This window comes from Chitinophaga sp. CCNWYY40, assembly GCF_037483205.1.
GTDB lineage: Bacteria > Bacteroidota > Bacteroidia > Chitinophagales > Chitinophagaceae > Chitinophaga > Chitinophaga ginsengisegetis.
Map to the genome: position 1 here is coordinate 1,036,505 of NZ_JBBHLF010000003.1, position 22,307 is coordinate 1,058,811.

The window sequence follows — 22,307 nt, forward strand, 5'->3', positions numbered from 1 at the left end:
ATAAAATAACAGGACCGGCCAATTGGCCAGCCCTGCTGCATAAATGGGGTTTCAATATTGTATTATGCCTGTTTCTCCAGCAACAACCGGATCATATCCTCCAGCATCAACTCCGCATCATGATTCTGAATCATGAAATTCTTGAAAATGATCTTACCATCCTGGTCAATCAGGTAATTCGTGGGCGCGCCTCTTACCGGGAGGTTCTGCCGGTTTGTTTCCACATCTTTCAATGGCGTAAAGCTATATTTACTGGATTTCACAAACGGTACCACATACGCATCCTGGTCGCGCACAATGTTAATGCCCAGGTAGGATACCGGCTGACCATTAAAATTCTTCAGCACCTTTTCAAAGTGTGGAAACTCTCCCCTGCAGGGGCCACAGCCGGGAAACCAGAAGGTAAGCAATACCACTTTGCCTTTGTAGTCTTTCATGGATACTTTACCATCGGCGAAATAGGACTCCAGCGAAAAAGACGCTTCCTTAGCCCCTGTATTCAACTGTTGCTTCAGCTCCTCATAAATTGCGCTTTCTGTTTTACCGGCTTCCTTACCATAGGCCAGCAGCGGCGCTTTCAACGACCTGGCCGGTGTGGCCACGTAGTACTTCATCAGGGTATCATATGCCTGCTGCGGATGTCCGCCCTGGTTAGCTACTTTTGCTTTGAGCAATGCCAGCGTTTGCGGCATGCTACCCCATCTCTTTGGCTTTATGCTATTCAGTACCGCGGCGGCTTCACTGGTTTTATTATCTGCCAGTAGCTTTTCAGCGGCTATAAACTGGCCGGCCAGCTTTGCATTTTTCTCAAACCCTTCTTTGCTTTCTGATTCCAGACCAGGCGTTGCTGCCAGGTCAGTGGCCAGCTTCAGCGCTTCCGAAGGATTGTCAGATAACAGCAGATCAAAGTATTCTTCCATACCGGAATTGGACCAGCTGAACTTTGATACCGGGAAATCACGGCGCATCTGCTCATACAGTGCCTTCTTTTTCTGCATATCCGGTGCACGGAAAGCCATCCAATACAATGCCTGTGCTCCGCGCTGACTTTCCGGGAACTTTTTGATCAACTCATTACACATCTCCCGGTATTTCTCCGGATCATCTTTTTCAAGGGAATTGGCATAGTAAAAAAGATAATCTGCATTATCCGGTTCTGCGGCAGCCGCTTTACCCATAAAGTCCCGCGCCTTGTCAAATTCACCCCAGCGCTCTGCATCTATCGACAGCTCCTGCCAGGCATCCGCCAGTTTCGGATTCAGCGCCACCGCCTTCAGCAGGAAAGGACGGGCTGCAGGGCTTTCCATGTTTGTATAAAATTTACCGTAGCCATAAGCGATACCCGCTTCTTTGGGGAACTTTTTGGTCCACAGCTGGTATTGCTTTACAACAGCTGCACTGTCTTTCCACATGGCTTGTATGTATGCGTCATGCGCGGCAATGTTCTCCGGATGTTTATTAATAACGCCTATCAGGCTATCGCCTTTTTGCTTCAACTGCGCATTGGCCATTGAAGGCAACGACAGCAAGGCCGCTGTGATTAAATGATTGAAAGTGATTTTCATAATGCTGGTGTTTGACGGTATATAATTTTATGTAGATGATTACCAACCGGGATTCTGCTCCGGTACTTTACCCGCAGGATACTTTTGCAACTGGTCCTGTGGTATCGGGAAATAATACATTTTGTCTTCGAAAAACCGCTGTTCCAGTGGCACCGAAGTATAAGTCCGGGCGCCGTTTACGATGCCAACCTGCATCGCCCGGATGGCTACGCCGATCATCGTAGCGCCGGTACCCCACCTGCGGATATCGTTGAATCGCTGGCCTTCAAATGCCAGTTCCACGGTGCGTTCACGCACATAATCATCCCACGTGAGTGTGCCGGTTATTTCCGGCATATTTACCCGCTTACGCAACAGGTTCACATAGGTGCGCGCTTCACCAGGATTATTCAGTTTCAGCTGGCACTCTGCATAGTTGAGATATACTTCGCCCAACCGCATCATGATACAGTTCTGGTAGTTGGTGTTATTACCGCCGAAAATATAATTTGGGTTCATGAACTTGCGCAGCAGGTAACCTGTGATGGCGGTGCTGGACGTACCGGGGTTCATGGCTGATCCCAGCTTTAAGTCCATTTCGGTATTCATCCAGGTGGTGCCATCGTAGATAACGCTGGCATGCAGGCGCGGATCGCGGTTAGCATAAGGATGCGCCGGATCATATAAGGCCGATTGATTCCAGGGTTTACCATCTGTCATCAGGTACTGGTCTACCATGTTCTGCGTAGGACAATCCCGCACACTGCCAAAGCCGGTGAAGTAAGTAGAGTTGTTGTAGTCGTCCAGCGAATGTACCTGTCCGCTTAAATCTCCCGCATATTCTTTATTAAAAATAACTTCGCTGTTATCATCATTCTCCGGGAAAAACATCGCGCCATAATCCGGGAAAAGAGAGAAGCCGCCTTTGTCAATTACTTCCTTGGCGGCAGCTGCCGCGCCACTGTAGTCCTTATGATTCAGCAGCAGCCGTGCTTTCATGGCTAATGCCGCAAAACGGGTAGCCCGTCCTGTTGAGGAAGCAGGGTAGCTTCCCGGCAGGATGGCCGCGGCATCGTCCAGGTCTTTCACCATAAAATTTATACAGGCTTCATCAGTAGCGCGACCCATTGTCAGCTCATCATTCAGTGTCAGTACTTTATCTATAATCGGGAAACGCCCGAAAGTAAAATAGAGATCCATATAATGCAGCGCCCGGAGAAACAGCATCTCGCCTTTGATCTGTTGCTTTCCACCGGCACTGAGGGGCGTTTCATCCAGGTGCGATAACACGGAATTGCAGTTCCGCACCGCCGTATAGGTGTTTGTCCAGAGGTCGGTGTTGATATTGGAAGAAGGAGAATACTGCCCCGAATTAATCTGGTTGGACTCCAGGAACGACTTGGCGGCTTTGGCTTCATCGGTAATATCGCAGATCATCCAGTTTCCCGCATCATCATAGATTGCGTGTATTTTGCTGTACGATTCCAGCACCACCCTGCTGATGAGGGCACTGTCTTTCCATACGTTGCTGTCGCTGTAAAGGTTCAGGGGGCCTTTATTCAACGCCTCTTTATTACAGGCAACTGTTCCCACCGTTGCAGCAAGGGCTATATAGCTGATTAATCTTTTCATTTGAGAGCATTAGTTGGTTCAATAAATTCGTTTCCACTGATCAGAACTGCAGCGTTAAACCGGCTGCGAATGATTTCATCAGCGGATCACGTACCTGCCCCGCACTTTCCGGGTCAAACAATTTAAAATGAGTGAAAGTGAAGAGATTGTTCGCGCTCACACTGATACGCAAACTCTTTGCACCAATACGCCGAAGTACGCTGCCGGGCAGGCTATAAGCCAGCTCTATGTTCTTCACCCGCAGGTAAGCCGTATTACGCGCCCAGTAATCAGAGCTTTCCTCATTATTCTGATTGTTGTACCACAAACGCGGATAAGAAGCATTGGTGTGAGTGGGTGTCCAACGGTCCAGTTTATCTGTGGTGGCAGGCAGATTCGTATAGGCGTACCCTTGTACATCGCCAGCGCCCTGCATCAGCACATTCAGCTCAAGACTGCTGTACTTCACTCCCCAGCGGATACCGTACTGGATTTTAGGGAAAAATGAACTGCCAAAGAAAACCTGGTCCCTGGCTGTAATGGCGCCGTCGCCATCTACATCCTTATACCGGATATCACCGGGCGCAGTGCCAGGGTAGAGCGGCTTAGGCCCTTTGGTAATTTCTTCTTCACTCTGATAGAGGCCCTCAGATATGTATCCAACCGCCTGCGTACCTACCCTGTTATAAAAATAACCGATAGACTTCCCGGTTGCCTTCTGCCATTCCGGGATGCTTTGTGATTCAGGATAGTAGACGACCTTATTCTTACTAAAACTAAAATTCGGAGAAATAAAATAAGAGAATTTCCCGAAGTGTTGCGCATGGCTTAAAACAACTTCCAGCCCCCTGGTATCAACAATACCGCTGTTAATATCAGGCAGCCCGATACCAATTACAGCAGGCACCTGCTGTGCCGGCGGCGCCAGGATATCTTTTGTTCTTTTCTGAAAATAATCTGCTTCCAGCGTTAAGAGATCCTGCTTGTAATGCGCTTCCACACCTATGTTGGCAATTACCGCACGTTCCCAGGTAAATACCGGGTTGGGTAACACATTAGGCGATAACGTTTGATAATACTGCGGCGTAGCGCCTCCCAGTGAATATCCCGGCGTAGCGCCTAAAGCATACGTGGTCAGGAACTGGTACGGATCTACACGGTCGTTACCCAGCTGCCCCCACGACGCTCTTACCTTCAGGAAATCAAGATCGTTGGATACATTATCCATGAAAGGTTCTTCAGATAAAACCCACCCGGCAGACAGCGACGGGAAAAATCCATAACGCTGGTCAGGAGGGAAAATATCAGACCCGTCATACCGGAAGTTAAACTGGAACAGGTAGCGCGATGCATAGTTATACGATAACCGGCCTACCAAACCCCGCCTGGCATTCTGAGTACCGGAACCGCCATTGGTAACGCGCGTAGGATCGCCTAAATCCAGCTGTGATAAACTGGAAGATACAAAGCCCGAACGCTGTGTATTAAAATTATCACCGGTATTATTGGTTTGTGTATAAAGCAGCAAACCGGATAAATCATGTTTACCAAACGACCGGTCGTATTGCGCGCCGGCTTCCAGCGTGAGGCTCTGCGTTTGCGCAAAGGTTTCCCGCAGGTAAGGCTCCGTAGGATAAGGCGTTGCTTTCTTAAAATTGCCTGCCGCATCAATACTATACATATCATACGGTGTAGCGAAGCGTTTACCAAAAGAATAAAGCTTATCGAAGGAGCCATTGGCTTTCAGCGATAACCCTTTTACAAAAGGAATATCGTACTGTATGTTGACTACCGAATTAAAGATATTGATATTGGTAAGATTGTAACCAGACGCGCCTATCGATTGCTGGTAAGCATTGCCGCGCTGCTCCGGCACTACAGCATACAAACCATTGGTGAAGCGGTTTGCACGGATAGGCGGGGTTGAATACATATTACTGATAACGTACTCCGAACCATACACCGCTTCTGAATTTTGTTTGCTGAATGACCCGCTGAGGTTCATCGTTACCTTCAGATCGCGCGTTACCTTTGCTTCCAAATTGCTGCGCAGGTTATAACGGCTGTAACCTTCTACCGGTACCAGTCCGCTGTTTTTTGAATAACCTCCGGAAATAAAGTAACGGATGTTTTCACTTCCGCCTGCGGCAGATAAATTATAATTGCTTTGCCACAAAGAAGTAGCCAGCACTTCGTCGATCCAGTTCACGTTTGGATAATAATTGGGATCAGAACCATCCTTATATTTCTGCAGGGCTTCATCACTGAAACCCATACCCACACCCGGCTGGTATAATCCTTCATTCTTCAGCGCTTCATTGTAAGTAGTGGCATAGTCAAAAGCATTCATCTGCTTATAATATTGCGTAGGACGCTGGTTCACCACGTTGGCCGCAAAAGTGATACTGGGTTTGCCGATGTTTCCTTTTTTGGTAGTCACCAGTATTACCCCGTTGGCTGCACGCGCGCCATATACAGAAATCGCCGACGCATCTTTCAGCACGGATATTACATCAATATCGTTGGCATTCAGATCATCCAGCCGCCTGTCGGGAATACCATCTATTACTACCAGCGGGGCAGAGTTATTAAAGGTGCTCAGCCCACGCACAAAAAGCGTAGAACCCGCTCCCGGCGCACCACCGGATTTTACCGCGTACAGTCCTGGCAACCGGCCCGCCAGCATATCCGATACCGCTATACTGGAATGATTTTCAGTAAGCTCCTTCGATCTTACAGAAGACATCGATTCTGTTTTGTTTCGTTCGGTAGTGGTGCCGTATCCGATAATTACAGAAGCATTCAGCTCTGTAAGCACAGGCTTCAGCGAAATGGTGAGCTGTACCGGGATTTCGCCTACTTTAATGTTTCTTTCGAAAGATCCGAAACCGACAAAAGTCACGATGACGGTGTAATTACCAACAGCAAGATTTCTGAAAGTAAAAGAGCCATCTTCCCTGGTAACCGTGCCCCTGTTAAAAGGCCGCAGGCTTACCGTGGCTCCCGGTATGGGTTTCCCCTGGTGATCTACCACCACACCGGTTACAATGCCGGACGCCGATGGTAACTCCATCAATGGCCGGGCCATTACCATTTTTCGGCCAATGGTCACCAGCTTATTTTCTTCATCAATACGCCAGGTAAACGGCAGTCCCCGCATAGCCTGCTCCAGTGCCTGCCGGAGCGAGGCGTTTTTTAATTGTATACTTACGGGTGCGGATTGCCGCAGCAGTTGCGCATCATAAAAGAAATGATAAGTACTCTGTTTTTTAATACCTGTCAGTACTTTTTCAAGTGAAGCCTCTTTCAATGATAATGTAATCTCCTGAGACACCCCTTTTGCACTTACATGCAGGCATAGCACAACAATCAGGAAAAAATTCAATCTCATAATGAGCATCGTTTTTTTAAGGAGGGAACGGGCAAAGAAATGCCCATAGCAATTACTTAATTGCATACATTTGTAGTGTTTGGGTGAATTGATTAAACTTTCTTTAGTCGGATGGTTGTCGGTAAGCCCGGATTAAACAGAAGTGTTGCAAGCACTTCTGTTTTGTTTTTTAAGACGTATTTTTTTTCATTGATGGTTGGTTGGTTTTTGGTTGATAATAAATCCTGTTTGGTTGACAGATCAATCAATAATCTTAATTGTTCTTCCTGTTATTACATAGTGAATATCACTGAATTTAAGTATCTCTAAAGCTTGCTCCAGGCTTACACTCCGGGGTATTTCGCCCACAAAAGCCTGCTCTGTATTTTTGGTTTCAAATATTACATTCACATCATACCACCTGGCCAGTTGCCGCATCACGGTAACGATATTGGCTTTGTTAAAAGAAAAATATCCATTCTTCCAGGCCATCACCGTTTCGGTATCTACATTCTTTAACAGCTGCCACCTGTGGTTTTCCTGTTGCTGCACCTGCTCTCCCGGTTGCATCACACCCGTATAACCCGCGCCCGATACTTTCACCTTACCCGTGATCAGCGTAGTGGCTGTCACGGTTTCATCGGGATAAGCATTGATATTAAAATGGGTACCCAGTACCAATACTTCCTGTCCTTTCGACTTTACCCGGAAGGGCTGGTCTGCTTTCGCCGCTATCTCAAAATAAGCCTCCCCGGTAAGCTCCACTACCCGCTCCGGACCATTGAATACCGCCGGGTATTTTAAAGAACTGGCCGCATTCAGCCACACCTTTGAGCCATCCTGCAGTATAATGCGGTACTGTCCTCCACGTGGCGTGATCATGGTATTGTATTCCACCGTATTGCCGCCGGACTGTAATCCAGGCTGATACGCCAGCACGCCGTTATCCATTTTTACCACCTGCGCATTTCCCTGCTGACCAACCACGCCATTCTGTGCGTCAGAAAGTACAATCGTTTTCCCGTTGGCCAGCTGCAGCGTCGCCTTATTGGTGCCCGGCGCTATATCTGCCGCTACCTCCGGAATGTGATGCATGATGCCTTGCTTCTTCTGCTGCATAAAGAACCATACTCCTGATGCCACCAGTATAAACACCGCAGCCGCTGCGTATTGCCACCATTTCCGGTACAATACCTTCACCGGGGTACTGGTATGGCCTGGTTTATCGGCATTCAGTATATGTTGCAGCATTGGCTCCCAGTCGGCACGATTCACCTCCGCATCGCCGGAAAGCTCCTCCGGCAATGCAACCGCTGCGCTGTTAAACAGTTCCCGGTTGGCTTCATCCTGAAAAAAAGCGGTCAGCTCTCCTTCTTCATCTTTCGTCAGTCCTTCTTCCCCACTTTTTCTCAATAAAAAAGTAATTCTCTGTTCCATAGTGGTTTTCAAAACGTAGTAAAATAATTACAGGTGCACGCCGGCAAGCAGCGTAATACTATATAGAATGTAAAAAAGACCGGCGGTACTCATCGGGCAACACATTTTTTTTAGAATTAAGAGAGAGAAGAAATTAACCGCCTTATTTTCAGCGTGTTAAGGAGAACAAAAATAAAAGGGGAATTATTTTCCCGGCATCGGTAAGATATCCGCGGATATAACTCAGCGCAGCGCTGAGCGTATTTTTTACGTAGCTGGGAGAGCATTGCAGGCGATCGGCAATTTCCTGTGTTTTCAGCCCTTCCTCCCTGCTAAGCTGGTAGATCTTTTTACGTTGCGGGGGCAATTGCTCCACTGCCTCCCGGATCAGCAACAGGGTTTCCTGTACCTGCAGGCGGTCTTCCGCGAGATTGGCAGCAGCGCTTCCCGCGTCATCCCGGATATCCGTTATCTTACGAAGCGCCGCCTGCTTGTGGAACCAGGTAAAGCACTCATTGCTGGCCACCCGTATGATCCATGCCTGTGGCTCCAGCAGCCCTGGCAGCTTATCGCGGCTCAGCCAGATGCGGATAAACGTTTCCTGTACAATTTCCTGGGTCCCCTCCGGCGATTTGACCATCCTTTGTATAAAAGATGTCAGCCAGGGAAGCGCCCCATAAAAAAGTTCACGAAAAGCCACTTCATCTCCTTCCGATATACTGATCAGTAATTCTTTTGCTATATGAAACTTGGCGCCGCGCAATATCTCCTTAGTTAGACAAGCGGCAATTTAATCATTCTCTTTTTCTTTTTTGAATAATAGCTGGGCCGGCATCCGCTTCATTTCTCCCCGGTGATCCATAAACGGGCTTAACAATTTCTTAAAATGTGCCTGCCGGCCGATATGGTAACTTTGAGTACACCGGATCGCTTATACATGAAATGGATAACAGGGATGCCATCTTACAATTATACCAAACACATTATCATGCGCTGTTTGCCGCAGGGTGTTATCTTACGGACGATAAGGAACTGATACGCGACTGCATCCACCAGCTATTTCTCCATTGCTGGCAAAAAAAAGATGAGCTTTCTAAGATATTGCACCTGAAAAATTATCTCACCGTTTCCTTACGCAACCGGCTGTTAACTGCCCTAAAGCAGCAAAACAAAACAGTTACTTACGAACCCGGCGAAATGGATGGCGTGGAATACTCCTATGAAGAAATACTGATACGCCAGGCAGATGAAACAGACAGGCAGCAAAACTTACAGCGTGCCCTGCATAGTCTCCCGCCACGCTACAAACAGGTGATAGAGATGCGTTTTTTCCGCCAGTACAGTTACGAAGAGATTGCCCGGATCACCGGCCAGCCGGTAAAAACGGCCTATAACTATGTACACGAAGCCCTCGCCGCACTCCGGAAGCAATTGAAAGGAAAACCCTCGCTCCCATATTAAGGAATCGTTAACTCCACTTTTCTTTCATGGAAATTCCTGCACCTCCTTTGTCCTACTAGTGGAACAATAAACATTGGATAGTTGGAAGAACAATACTACGCACTGCCGGAAGATTTTTTATCAGACATCACATTCTGCAATTACTGCAAAGGCGCACCTGAAAAAGATGTGCAATACTGGACCAATTGGCTTAAAGCGCATCCAGGAATGGCACATATATTCCGGGAAGCGGAGCATTTATATAAGATGATAGGCGTTTATGATGAAGGCTATCAACAGGCATTCGAACGCTTCAGCAACGAGCTCCATACTACTATACAGCCCAAACGCCGCTGGCTTAATGTACGCAACGCGGTGGCAGCAGCGTCCCTACTGGCGCTGGTATCCGCGTCGCTTTATTATACCCTGCGTCCCGCGGGCACTACAGCTGTTGCGCAGGTAAGCGGACCTTTGTATGATACCATAGATGCCGGTATTGGCCAGGTGCGCAGCATACGGCTGGCAGACAGCAGCACCGTTGTGCTCAACAGCCATTCACGTCTGCTCATTCCAACTGATTATAATAAACACGAAAGAAAAGTAATACTGGCAGAAGGAGAAGCTTTCTTTGATGTAACCCATCATGCTAACCATCCTTTCACCGTAAAAAGCAAAGGGGTGGAAACCAGGGTACTCGGCACTTCCTTTAACGTACAGGCATATACGGAAAAGGCAGGCATGCGCATCACGCTGCTCACCGGATCAATATCCGTGCATACCGGTATTGCGCCACAGCCCATCTTGCTAAAGCCCGATGAACAGCTGACAATCAGCGCTGACCGCACCTATGCCGTACAAAAGGTACCAGCCGCACGGTACAGCAAGTGGGTTAACGGCGAACTGGATTTTTACGGGCAGTCGTTACAGGATATCGCCGCAACACTCTCCACCCGTTACGGCGCCACTTTTGTATTCACAGACAATCGCTGCCGCAAAGAATTGTTCACCGCCTCCTTTGATAAAGGCGTGCCACTCAAAAAGGTATTGGCGTTGCTAAGCATCAACCGCAACATTTACTTTGAACAAAAGGGAGATACCGTACTCGTTCATATGCGATAACAAATATTCATAGTCATTCCCGGCCCTGACATTACCGCAGCAAACCTGCGGCAGGCCGCTTATTGTCCCATAAAAAATAAATATGCATCAGAGAATTTTACACATTTGCTTAGGCTGGCTCCTGCTATCCCTGCTACCTTCATTTGCCGCGAAAGCTATTGTGGAACAGCAGGAAACACTGGAAGCAGTACTAAACCGTATTGCAGATCATACGGGCTTTCACTTTATTTATGATCCCGCCATTGTAAAGCAGAAGGTTGTAACCATCCCTATCACCGTTGCCGGTCGTACAGGAATTCAATCCTGCCTCGACCGGCTTTCTGCCAACACGGCTATGCTGTTTACGATCGACGGCAACAACATCATCGTATCACCCAAACCACAGGTGGTACCGGGCAGGATCACCGGCCGCGTAGTGGATTTCGAAAGCAGCGATCCTTTGATCGGCGCTACCGTAAGGATAGCCAATACTTCTTTCGCCACCGTAACAGATGAAAAAGGATATTATACGATCGATAAAATTCCACCCGGCAAATACAATCTGATGTTCAGCTACGTTGGATATGAAACCGGTAGCCTCAACGGTATAAAGGTGGAAGGCAAAGCTACCCTGCAAGCCAATTTTAAGCTGCAGCCGAAACGCGGGCTGAAGGAAGTAGTGGTAACCGGCATTCCGCACCGCAAGGTGATCAATACCACCGATGCGCAGCTGATAGATGAAGTACGCACGGCCCGCAGCGTAGTATCCGGTATCTCCAATGAACAAATTGCCCGCAGCATGGACCGTGATGCGGCGGAAGTGGTGCGCCGAGTAGCCGGCGTAAATATCACAAACGACCGGTTCATTGTAGTACGCGGACTTAACCGCCGGTACAATGTTACCTTCCTGAACGATAACATCGCTCCCGCAACAGAACTGGACAGCAAGGCATTTTCCTACGACCAGATCGCCAGCAGCATGATTGACCGTATCCTGATTTATAAATCCCCTGCGCCGGATCTTCCCGGAGATTTCGCAGGCGGCGTTGTAAAAATATACACCAAGAAAAGCCAGCTCACACGCCAGTTCGATCTGCAACTCTCTGCTCAATACCGCCCCGGCTCCAGCTTCTGCGATATGCCCACCTATGCAGGTGGCCGCTACGACGCACTCGGCTTCGACGACGGTACCCGCGCATTGCCGGCGGGGTTGCCGGATCTGGTAAAGTTCAATACCGGCGATCCGAAAGATAACGCCCAATACTGGAAGGCATTCCCCAACAATTTTAAGTCCTTCAAAGTAAAAAACGATCTTGATAAACGGATACTGGCCAACTACTATGATGCCTGGAAAATAGGCCGCAAACACATCAACAACCTCACCTCCATTGCTTATACCAACACCACGCAAAACAATACCATCCCGGTGTACGACAGCCGCAATGCCAATGGCGCTGAAGGCGTGATCCGCAGCGGCACACAATCCGCACGCATCACCCTCATCCAGCAAAATACCCTGCCTGTTGGCGACAGTGCGCACCTGGAGTTAAAACAATTTGTGAACCAGCTGGGCAACAAACAAATGATGTCGTATATCCTTTCAAGACAAAGTGATTTCAATGGGCAGAGTAAAGACAACCAGCTGATATTCCAGAGCACTTTCCTGTACACAGCGCAACTCAGCGCCTACTGGAACCTGAAGAACAAAGGAAACACCCACCTGTTCGCCAATGCCGGTTATACCCTGGTGCGCAGGAACGATCCTGATACCCGCGAGATATGGTATCGCCGCAACAGCCAGGACAGCACCTATCCCGAACATATCGCCGGTGATCCCTGGCTGGTGGGCAGCGCAGCGCAAACGTTCGGCATACGCCGCATTTACACCCGCATCAACGAAAATACCGCGCAGGCCAATGCAGAAGCAGAACATTGGCTGTTGCCCTGGTGGTCTGCAAAAACAGGATTCTTTTTTGAACAGAAAGAAAGACGCGTGAACCTGCGCCAGTTCGGCATGAACCAGGGCACTGCGTATAATGGTGATTTTGAAAACGGTCATATCGGTTACCAGCTTACAGAAGACATGCTGGATCATTATATGTCGCCGGACAATTTCCGGGCAGACAATACCGGTCATACCTGGTTTGAAGAAACCAGTCCGTACGACAGCTACTTCGCGGATAACCGTAACCTCTCCTACTTCCTGGCCACAGACATCCACATTCCGCACTCCAACCTCTCCATATTCGGTGGCGTGCGGGTGGAAAACAACCGTCTGCGCATTATTGGCGCGCTGATGGCCGGCCAGGCCAATTATCCTTTAGTGGTAGAAAATTCCCGCACACATGTGCTCCCCTCCATCAACCTAAACTGGAAGCCTGCCGAACGTATCATTGTACGCGCAGGATACGGTAAAACCCTTAACCGGCCTGAATTCCGTGAAGTAGCCCCCTTCCCTTACGCCGATATAGAAAACTACCTGATGTACGTAGGCAACCCGGCGCTGCATCCGGTAAATATCGATAACTATGATATCCGGCTGGAATGGTATCCCGAAAGCATGCTGAAAAACGAAATGTTCAACCTCGGCTTCTTTTATAAAACACTGGATAAACCTATTGAACAAATCCTCATCAGGGAAACTTACTACGCATCGTTTATCAACGAAATCGGTTTCATCAACTCCGGTCCCACAAAAGTATATGGCATAGAAGCGGAAATGCGTAAAAGCCTCAGCTTTATACCGGGCGCTTTTTTCCGTAACCTCTCCTTCATGATGAACGGGGCATGGATATACAGCCGCGTGGACATGCAGCCGCAGGGTTCAGATGGTAACCAGGTAGGTCGCAAACGTCCGCTGCAGGGGCAGGCGCCTTATATCCTTAACTCATCACTCAATTATGAAGACCCGGCCATCGGCACCAAAATATCTCTCGGTTATAACGTTACCGGCCCTATGATCGTATTGCTGGGCACCAACAGCCACCGGCCCAGCGAACAGATTACCGGTATCCCGGATGTAATGCAGCGCAGCCAACACCTGCTGGACTTTACCTGGAGCCAGCGCCTGAACAAACATGTGCATTTCAAAGCCGGTGTGCAAAACCTGCTGGATCAAAAGCGGGAATTGTTCCTCGACTTTAACCGCAACTATAAATACGATGGCGTAGTGAAAGACCGCGACAACTGGACAAAAGACAGACCATACCAGCTTTTCAGCCCGCGGCCCTATTACTCGCTTGGACTGAATTTTATTTACTAATCCTGACCAATCAGTGCATATGAATCACATAAAATATTACCTGCTGCTAATACTACCGGTATGCTTCTCCTGTAAAAAAACATTCGATAAAGAACTGGATATACGGGAGAAAGAATCCGGCATCGTAATGGCCACCACTGCTACGCCCGGTATAGCCATGCGTGGTGAACCGCTCACCCTGTACGTAAAGTTTGGCAAGCCGGATGCCAACCTGAAAATTTTTGTGGGCAACGCCGAAGCAACGGTACTCACACACGGACAAACACAACTCGAAGTACCTATCTCCAAATACACCGACGATAAAGAAACCATCGTAGCCGATACTTTCAGGATGTTGGTACCCGACTCTTCACAGATCGGCGAAACCAATATTTACATCATCGTGAACGGCATCAGGAGCGCGCCTTTCAAATTCACCGTAAAGAAGCCGGATATCCTTTATCCCGGCGACGTTACCGTAAGCCCTTTGCTGATGACACCCCGCGCAGAACGGGAACCCGTAGACGGACCAGTGGGCACCGCTACAGTAGGCGCAGTACACGATATGGGCATGGATAAAGAAGGAGCCATTTATTTTATCGATAACGGCGCCTTTGATTTTAATCCCGATCACGGCTATAACAGGCGTAACATGACTATCAGGAAGTTTGCCGGCAACCGGATCGTAACCCTCGGTGGTGGCGGTAACAATGAGTTGGCCACGCAGCTGGGCGATCTGAAACTGAACAGCATCGATGCCATGAAGATTTCAGAAGACGGCACCATCTATCTCGCAGTAACCAACGCCCCGGTGACGAGTATAACGCTACCAGGCACCACGGATGAATTAGAGTTCGAATTCCGTTTTCACCGGATATTGAAGATCAATCCCCGCACCAACGAAGTAAAAACACTGGTTGGGCGTAACGATAAATATTGCCTGGATAACGGGATGATTTACGAAGCAATCGTGGACGGACCTGCGGATAAGGCCATGATAGGCGCGGTGAGAGGCATGGAGCTGGATAAAGCAGGCAACCTCTATTTTCTGGATGGCGGACAGACAGGTGGCGGCGCCGTACTCCGCAAAATATCCGCCGATGGCATGGTAACAACAGAAGCCGGCACTGTAGACGACATGGCGGATTATGTGTTCTATAACAACGATGGCACCAACCCCGAAACCATGAAAGCCGGTACCATAGTGAATAACGGCAGCCATACCGCAGACGGCTTCGGTCCTAAAGCCGGGATAGCTTCCCCGAAAGGCATTGTGCTGGGAGGGAACGGCAAAATATACCTTGCGCAAGGAGCAGGCAGCGCTGAAATGAAAGAATGCGTACGGGAATTCAACCCGCTCACCAAAGAGGTAACTACCATCATTGGAAAGGCCGTGAACGCACCGGATAACTTCCTGTACTCCGGCACTTTTAAAGAAGTAGATATGCGCACCATCACTTCTTTTGATGCTGACTTCGACGGCAATATCCTCATCGGGTATGATGAACAAATCTATATAGAAGAACCCCGCGGCATTTATAAAATTGATGTGAACAAAGAGATGGTATACAAAATAGCCGGTTACAAAGGAGCGTCCGATGCCACAAAGCCACAGCCAGGCCAAACCGCCATTGTAGGCGCGGTAAGCCGTATCCTGTTCGACCAGTTCGGAAAACTATATGTGGGCTACACACGATACGATTTCTTTGACCAGATACATCTGTCCACTATCTCCATCACCAGGTAATAAACAATCCAGCTATGCGAAACATCTTTTTAAAATTACTACTGCCGGTAACTTTTTGTTGGGTAACTGCCTGCAATAAGTCAACAGAAATACCGGCATCTCCTGATATTACCCACCTGATGATCTATAACGGCAGCACGGCATTTATCAGCAAAGCAAGCCAGGTATTTGTAGATACTGCCTTTATAACTGTAAGGGCTTACAACGATATCGACGGCTTTGGAATGGGCATGTTCAACAAAGCCAGCTACAACTGGGTAGCTCCCGGTAAACATCGTATAGGCTTTACCGATACCAGTGGTCAGGTAAAGATCGCAGAAAAATATACCACCCTCGCAAAGGATACCTGGTATACTTTTTACCTGGCAGATAGTTTAGGCTATTACCAGGTGCTGATGTCTGAAGAAAATATAGCAGACCGCCCGGAACACAAGGCCCGCATCAGGTTTGTGCATCTCTCACCGGACGCCGGACCACTGGATTTTTTTATTGATACGGTAAAAGTGCCCGGAATGGACAGCCTCACCTATAAAACCATCACACCTTTTATAGAAGTAGCCCCGGCAGAGAATCCCTCCTTCCGGGTAAAACGAACAGGCGCCGCGGAAGGTGAACCACACCTGCTCAGGAAAGCCTTTGCCACCTATGCAGGACGCTCCTATACCTTCATTTTCCGCGGGTATATACAGCAGCAGGGAGAAGATCCCAACACCACCATCAATATGTCTGCCATTATCAATTTTTAAAAGAGATAAAAATGCGTATAGTCTATACCGTTATAATACTGGGAATAATGGCATCCTGCCGGCAGGATAAAGATGAGGTGCCCGCATTGCCAACGCCGGAGATCACGGCAATAAGCCGCGAAACCGTGCAGTCGGGCGACACGCTGGAGCTTTCCGGCAAAAACCTCCGGCTGTCCAGCTATCCCACGGAAGTTTTCATCAGCGACCGGCCGGCGCGTATCCTCAGCCAGTCCGATACCAAACTGCAATTGCTGGTTCCTGAAAAAGTATTCACCGGCAACATCGTAGTGCATATAGGTCCGCAAACCGCGCTGTGGCCCGAAGTAAAAGTAATCGGCTCACCAAAAATAAAGGCGGCGAATCCGCGCTATGTCTATGCCGGCGATACCATCCTGCTTACCGGGGAAAACCTCGGCAACGATCCTGCCGTACTGAAAGTATGGCTCGATGGCGTGGCCGTTAACATCATCGCCGTGAAGCCTGACACCGCACACATTGTAGTTCCTGCCGGAACGGGGCTGCGTGCAGTGGTGAGCTGGCAAACCTACAATGGCCCGAAGTACAAACAGGACGATCTGACCGTAGCAGTAAGACCCACTAACATCGTTGCCAACAACATTCTCGATTACCTGCAAAAAGATCCGGGAATGGATCTTACCGGCGCAGTGATGGATTACATGTCGCTTACGCCCGCCAACAAAAGCCTGAACGATACGTTGCGTCAATATCTCACTGGTCAGATCCCCTGCACCATGTTCCTGCCAAATAACATTGCCATGAATGCAATAGGCATTTACCAGCACAGCGACGCACCCAATGCGGGGCTTAATTTCAACGCCCTGCTGAACGGCGTACTGAAACAAACCAGCGTGCCGGAGCCGGACAAACTCTATCCTTCAGAGTACACCAACTATGTATACGAATACTTTGATGGCTTCCCCGACTGGCATGCGTTTATTGTAATCCGGGAAGTAAGTGGTGAGCGGTATGTGCTTTCCACCCTCAACACCGCTGCAGACCAACCCATATGGGAATACGGCCCGCAACGGCGCATTATCAGGAAGCATCAGTGCGGCAACAGCATCATATACGAAATAGATGGGCCTATGACTTATCCGATCGGCAACTGGTAATTAAAAACAACGACGGCGCCTTTTTAAGGCGCCGTTTCTATATTAGATAAATAAACGCAAGAAAAAACCCACCGCAACTTACGTTACAGTGGGTAAAATCCGTTGAACATTGTCTGTGACTATTGTCCGGTGTTGCCCAACCAGGATTCGAACCTAGACAAACAGAACCAAAATCTGTCGTACTACCATTATACTATTAGGCATCATTCTATGGGGATGCAAATGTAGTTTTTTTCTCAAAGAAAACAACTACCTAAAAGAATTTATCTTTTCTTCCTGATAGACAATGCTGCGATACCCAGTGCTACAGCGTCTTCCAGTCCACCTACTGCTGCATCTCTTACATGTAATTTCCTGCCGGCAGCCTTGCGTAAATAGAAGAATGCGTATGCTGCGGCTACTGCTGCCACGCCGCCAATTACCGCTCCTTTCCAGGCTTTCTCACCTTTTGCCTGGTATAAAGTAGCTCCAGCCAATGCGCCGGAAAGTGCCCGGCCGGTAATACCGGCAGCGGCTATACGATTTCCGATGTTGGGTGCTTTGTCTACAACCAGCTCGCCTGCGGCCATTGTTTGTAAATAGCGGGAAGTACCTTGCTTTTGCATAAAGCCCAAAGGCGATTTACGTAGTTTGTCTGAAGGTTGCTGACTAACAAAATAACTGGCGAAAGCAGGGCCCATTGCGCTGCGCATCCCGGTAACAATGCCCAGGCCAATTGCCCGGCAGATAGTAGGTATCATAGCTTTTTTCATATAGCAGCCGCCGCAATCATTGTGCCATCCATGCCACTTTGCTTCTGTTCGCTGTAGCATGGATGGCTGGTTATGCTATCGTGCCGATAACCGTTGATGATCTTTCTCCAGCTGCACTTTCAACTGCCCGTAATCTACCTCCTGCACCGCCTTGTTCCCATCAATGGCCAGCGCCGCTGCGGTGGCGGCACTCTGCCCCAGGATCATGAACACCGGCTCCATCCTGATAGAACCATAGGCGATATGTGAAGCCGACATGCATACCGGTACCAGCAGGTTGCTGCACTCTGCCCGTTGCGGAAGTATGGACCCGTAAGACACCTGGTAGGGCTCTTTAATATCCACACCGATGTCGCCTTCATTCTGCACATACCCGTCTTTTTTCACATAACGTTGCGCATTATGCGCATCCAGGGTATAAGAACCCATGCCTATAGATTGGGGTACCGCGCTTTCTCCAAGCACCGATTGCTGCGTCATAACATGCACGCCTTTCATGCGCCTTGCTTCGCGTACATACAACTGGTGCGGCCAGTTATGGTTGTCACGGAACTCATCGGCCGATAAGCCCCACGTTTGCATGCGATGCTGAATGGCAGCCGGCACACGGGCGTCGTTCGCAAGGAAATATAAAAGTCCCTGCTGATACACTTCATGCTCATGAATGATCTCCTTCCTGCGCTCATACGTGGCTTCCGGATAATCGTAGTTCATACCAATGTTGTCAAAACTAAAAGGACCATGATTGTTCACATCCGTTTTATGATTGGGGATAGGATCAAACTTATTGAACACTTCATTCCAGCCGCTGTCCAGCACACGGGTAAGTAATTCATACTGCGTGGGGTCATATCCTTCCGGCTTCGGAAAAGGAATGCGGTTGGCAGGTTTATCGGTCAGGCACATACGAAAACAATACGCCTGGATCTTTTTATCCGCCGCTCCTTTTTCCCCGGGATCTTCCCCGGAAACACGCGGCAGCAATCCACTTGTTGCATCACCGGCAATGCGGAACGGACTGATATTTTGTTTGAAATAATGGCCGTGGTGTAAAACGCCCGTTTGTACGCCGTTCCAGCTTTCGCCATAGGTGGCCACTGCTTCGCGGCCTACGGTATAGCTTACGCCTGCAGCTGCCATCAGATCGCCTTCATAAGTGGCGTCAATGAATACTTTGCCGCTATAGGTTTGTCCGCTGAGGGTAGTAATAGCCACTATCTTTCCGCCTTCCTTTTTTACGCCCTGCTTACGGTCGAGCCATTCGTTGCGGTAAATTTTCAGGTTATTCTCCCGGATATAATCTTCAAATACCTGCTCTGCTACATGCGGTTCAAAGATCCACATGGTGCGCTCCGCGCCATCCATTGCCGGTGTGCCCTGGCCTTTATTGCCATACTCCGCCTGCTGTTGCCACTTCCAGGCGGCAGGTTGCTGGTAGTGCAGCCAGATGCGGTGGTAAAAATCACGGGCCAGGCCACCTATTACAGATTTATTGCCGGTATCGGTAAACCCTAGTCCGCCTGAAGAAAGGCCGCCAACATGTTTATCCGGCGATACCACGATCACCGTTTTACCCATTTTATGCGCCTGTACCGCGGCCACAATTGCTGCAGAGGTGCCACCATAAATAATTACATCTGCCTTATTTACCGGCGCACCGGCGCGGGAAAATAAATAAGGGATCACCAGGATCGTTGCTAACAGGACTATTTTTCTCATGCTGTCAATAATTTTTTTAGATATGCGGGATAACTTTTTCCGTTTGTTCCTCCATCGCCAAAGGTGATACTGTCGCCGAAACAAACCACCCTGTTATGAGGCAGCTGGCGTTGCGTAATATATTCATACACGGCTACTGCTATGGTGCGGTAACCAGCCGGGGTAGGATGTACGCCATCCTGTTTCTGGCTGTTGGCTACATTCTGGATCAGGCTGTCCGTCTCTTCTCCCACATCGCCCACCTGTTGAAAAATGTAGCCCATGTCTAATAAGTCCTGCTTATTATCCGCTGCAATTTTCCGGATCACATCATTCACCTGCTGCTTCCGTTTGGCATGTCCTTCCGGCTCATAAAATGCGCGCGGGTGGCGGGTATATAAATAAGGCTCATGCACCGGCAGGATCGTCATCATCAATACCCTGCTTTTGGCCGCTATCAGCTGTGCCACTATTTTCCGCAGGTTGGCTTCATACTCCGGTAAAGCAATGTGCTTCATCGAATTCATATCGTTGGTGCCTATCATCAGCACAGTCAGGTCCGGTTGATGCACCAGGCAATCCTTATCGATACGCTTCAGCAGGTCAACCGTGTTATTTCCGCCGATGCCCGCGTTGAAAACCGCTGTGTTATCAGGACGATAGATCCTTCCGGGGAAATACTTCTCCGGAAATGAAAATGTGGCGGTGAGTAATCCCGCCTGTAAAAAATTCCTGCGATGCATTTGTTTTTATTTTGGAAGAGATAATAATCAATGCCATCCGGCTGGCGTGGTTACTAAGAAACCGGCTGGATGAACCCTCAACAAACAGCTGCCATGACATACAAGTTTTTCACGTGGAATGTTTCGTTCAGCTGGCAAATGATCATACTGCCTGCCGAATATACAACCCCAGGGCTAGATATCCAATCTATCAAAATTATCAAGGGATAAAAAATAAAACATCAGATGTTTAACTAAACATCATACCTTTGTATTGTAAATGAAGATTTATGGAGCAAACATCCAAACTATCGGACCGTGTTATCAACGCCATCCAGAAAGATATCTCCCAGGGAAAATATAAACCAGGTCAGAAAATACCCGCAGAACCTGAGCTGATGGTGCAATACGCCGTAGGCCGCTCTACCGTCCGCGAAGCCATTAAAACGCTTGCTATGATGGGTATTCTGCGCGTGCAACAGGGCGCCGGCACCTTCGTTAATGAAACCGTTCAGGCGGAATCGCTGGACCAGCGCCTCAGGCGCGCCGACTTCGAGGAAATAAACCAGGTAAGACGCATGCTGGATTATGAAATCGTAAAACTGGCCGCAGAAAACCATACCAAAGAAGATCTCCACCAGCTGAAAGCCTTGCTGGAACAACGCAAAAAAGCCATCCTGGAACAACAGTACCAGCAATGCGTGGATGCCGATATCGCCTTTCACACTGCTATTGCAAAAGCCTCCGGCAACAATGTACTGGCCGATCTCTTCCGCAGCTTCACCGCCGTAATCCGCGATTTCTTCGCCAAACGCGATACACAGAGTATCAGCCACTTTGCGATCAGTCACCACCTGCACGAACAATTGTACAAAGCCATCAAAAGCGGCAACGCCAAATTATCCCGGCAGGTAATGGAAGACATACTGAACAATAACTATTAAATATCGACAGATGAATATCCTGATCTTTAGCTTAATACTGCTGGCAGGCGCTTATGTAGCCGGGCTACTGGGCTCCCTCACCGGTTTAGGTGGCGGCGTGATACTGATTCCATTGCTCACACTTGTATTTCATGTAGATATCCGCTACGCCATCGGCGTGGCCCTGCTGGCCTCTATAGCCAATTCTTCCGGCGCTGCCACGGCGTATATAAAAGAAGGCATTACCAATATCCGGCTGGGAATGTTCCTGGAAATAGCCACCACTGCAGGCGCCGTAGGAGGTGCGCTGCTGGCAATATTTACACCGGTAAACACCATTGCCATCCTGCTCGGCGTAGTGCTGATATTTTCCGCCGCCATGACCATCCGAAAAAAGCACGAACATGCGGAACAAACGGGCAGTAAACTATCTTATCTCTTAAAACTAAACAGCAGCTATCCAACACCCACCGGGGAAGTGAGTTACAAACTCAAAAACGTAGCCGGTGGATTCGGCATCATGCTGATAGCAGGCGTGTTATCAGGTTTGCTAGGCATTGGATCGGGCGCGTTAAAAGTACTGGCAATGGATAGCACCATGCGTATCCCTTTCAAAGTAAGTACTACTACCAGCAATTTTATGATTGGCGTTACCGCCGCGGCCAGTGCAGTCGTGTACCTTCAAAGAGGCTACATCGATCCGGGCATGGCCTTCCCGGTAGTATTGGGCGTGTTGGGCGGAGCCTTTACCGGCGCCCGTTTACTCACCTTTATCAATGCCCGCACATTACGGATCATCTTCTGCGCAGCCATCACTTTTGTGGCGCTGGAAATGATTTATAACGGATTAAATCACCAGTTCTAAT

General features: G+C 48.8%; 16 protein-coding genes and 1 tRNA gene. 8 read left to right on the top strand and 9 right to left on the bottom strand.

All coding sequences use genetic code 11. The annotated features are described in order from the left end of the window. Positions 1-62 precede the first annotated feature (62 nt). The 5 genes from V7S65_RS14685 to V7S65_RS14705 all read right to left on the bottom strand — a co-directional run bounded on the left by V7S65_RS14685 (position 63) and on the right by V7S65_RS14705 (position 8,704). Positions 63-1,565 carry a redoxin domain-containing protein gene (locus V7S65_RS14685; RefSeq protein ID WP_336386670.1) on the bottom strand — a complete coding sequence of 501 codons (1,503 nt, stop codon included), beginning with the start codon at positions 1,563-1,565 and terminating at the stop codon, positions 63-65. Positions 1,566-1,604: 39 nt separating this feature from the next. Beyond that, positions 1,605-3,176 (bottom strand): RagB/SusD family nutrient uptake outer membrane protein, encoded by a 1,572-nt coding sequence (locus V7S65_RS14690; RefSeq protein ID WP_336386669.1) that lies wholly within the window; start codon positions 3,174-3,176, stop codon positions 1,605-1,607. 40 nt (positions 3,177-3,216) lie between these two features. Beyond that, positions 3,217-6,546 (bottom strand): TonB-dependent receptor, encoded by a 3,330-nt coding sequence (locus V7S65_RS14695; RefSeq protein ID WP_336386668.1) that lies wholly within the window; start codon positions 6,544-6,546, stop codon positions 3,217-3,219. 240 nt (positions 6,547-6,786) lie between these two features. After that, entirely contained in the window at positions 6,787-7,962 is a 1,176-nt protein-coding gene (locus V7S65_RS14700) for a FecR family protein (protein WP_336386667.1), read from the bottom strand. A 148-nt stretch (positions 7,963-8,110) separates the two neighbouring features. Further along, on the bottom strand, positions 8,111-8,704 hold the full coding sequence (locus tag V7S65_RS14705) for an RNA polymerase sigma factor (RefSeq protein WP_159454333.1): 594 nt from the start codon (positions 8,702-8,704) through the stop codon (positions 8,111-8,113). A gap of 125 nt (positions 8,705-8,829) precedes the next feature. Here V7S65_RS14705 and V7S65_RS14710 point away from each other — a divergent pair, with 125 nt between their 5' ends. The 6 genes from V7S65_RS14710 (at position 8,830) to V7S65_RS14735 (ending at position 17,346) form a co-directional block, all read left to right on the top strand. Then, a complete protein-coding gene (locus tag V7S65_RS14710; RefSeq protein WP_336386666.1) occupies positions 8,830-9,402 on the top strand; it encodes an RNA polymerase sigma factor in 573 nt (190 codons plus the stop codon). A gap of 81 nt (positions 9,403-9,483) precedes the next feature. After that, positions 9,484-10,500, top strand: coding sequence for a FecR family protein (locus V7S65_RS14715; protein WP_336386665.1), 1,017 nt, complete (start codon positions 9,484-9,486; stop codon positions 10,498-10,500). 82 nt (positions 10,501-10,582) lie between these two features. Further along, complete coding sequence (locus V7S65_RS14720; protein WP_336386664.1) at positions 10,583-13,741, top strand: TonB-dependent receptor; 3,159 nt, start codon at positions 10,583-10,585, stop codon at positions 13,739-13,741. A gap of 19 nt (positions 13,742-13,760) precedes the next feature. Then, entirely contained in the window at positions 13,761-15,467 is a 1,707-nt protein-coding gene (locus V7S65_RS14725) for a hypothetical protein (protein WP_336386663.1), read from the top strand. 14 nt (positions 15,468-15,481) lie between these two features. Then, a complete protein-coding gene (locus V7S65_RS14730) occupies positions 15,482-16,213 on the top strand; it encodes a DUF4397 domain-containing protein (RefSeq protein ID WP_336386662.1) in 732 nt (243 codons plus the stop codon). 11 nt (positions 16,214-16,224) lie between these two features. Then, positions 16,225-17,346, top strand: a complete 1,122-nt coding sequence (locus tag V7S65_RS14735; RefSeq protein WP_336386661.1) for an IPT/TIG domain-containing protein — start codon at positions 16,225-16,227, stop codon at positions 17,344-17,346. Positions 17,347-17,478: 132 nt separating this feature from the next. Here the strand turns inward: V7S65_RS14735 and V7S65_RS14740 are convergent. From V7S65_RS14740 to V7S65_RS14755, 4 genes are all read right to left on the bottom strand, one after another. Next, positions 17,479-17,549: transfer RNA gene (locus V7S65_RS14740), tRNA-Gln, on the bottom strand. Between the two features lie 60 nt (positions 17,550-17,609). After that, positions 17,610-18,158 (bottom strand): DUF4126 family protein, encoded by a 549-nt coding sequence (locus V7S65_RS14745; RefSeq protein WP_079470625.1) that lies wholly within the window; start codon positions 18,156-18,158, stop codon positions 17,610-17,612. A gap of 15 nt (positions 18,159-18,173) precedes the next feature. Then, complete coding sequence (locus tag V7S65_RS14750; RefSeq protein WP_336386660.1) at positions 18,174-19,817, bottom strand: FAD-dependent oxidoreductase; 1,644 nt, start codon at positions 19,815-19,817, stop codon at positions 18,174-18,176. Next, the gene (locus tag V7S65_RS14755) at positions 19,814-20,539 is read right to left on the bottom strand and encodes an SGNH/GDSL hydrolase family protein (protein WP_336386659.1); all 726 of its coding nucleotides are present in this window, start codon (positions 20,537-20,539) and stop codon (positions 19,814-19,816) included. The genes V7S65_RS14750 and V7S65_RS14755 overlap by 4 nt, the downstream gene beginning before the upstream one ends. 269 nt (positions 20,540-20,808) lie before the next feature. Between V7S65_RS14755 and V7S65_RS14760 the strand changes: the two genes are divergently transcribed. Together V7S65_RS14760 and V7S65_RS14765 are read left to right on the top strand one after the other, a co-directional pair. After that, entirely contained in the window at positions 20,809-21,462 is a 654-nt protein-coding gene (locus tag V7S65_RS14760; protein WP_336386658.1) for a FadR/GntR family transcriptional regulator, read from the top strand. A gap of 10 nt (positions 21,463-21,472) precedes the next feature. After that, positions 21,473-22,306 carry a sulfite exporter TauE/SafE family protein gene (locus V7S65_RS14765; protein WP_079470629.1) on the top strand — a complete coding sequence of 278 codons (834 nt, stop codon included), beginning with the start codon at positions 21,473-21,475 and terminating at the stop codon, positions 22,304-22,306. Position 22,307: the final 1 nt, after the last annotated feature.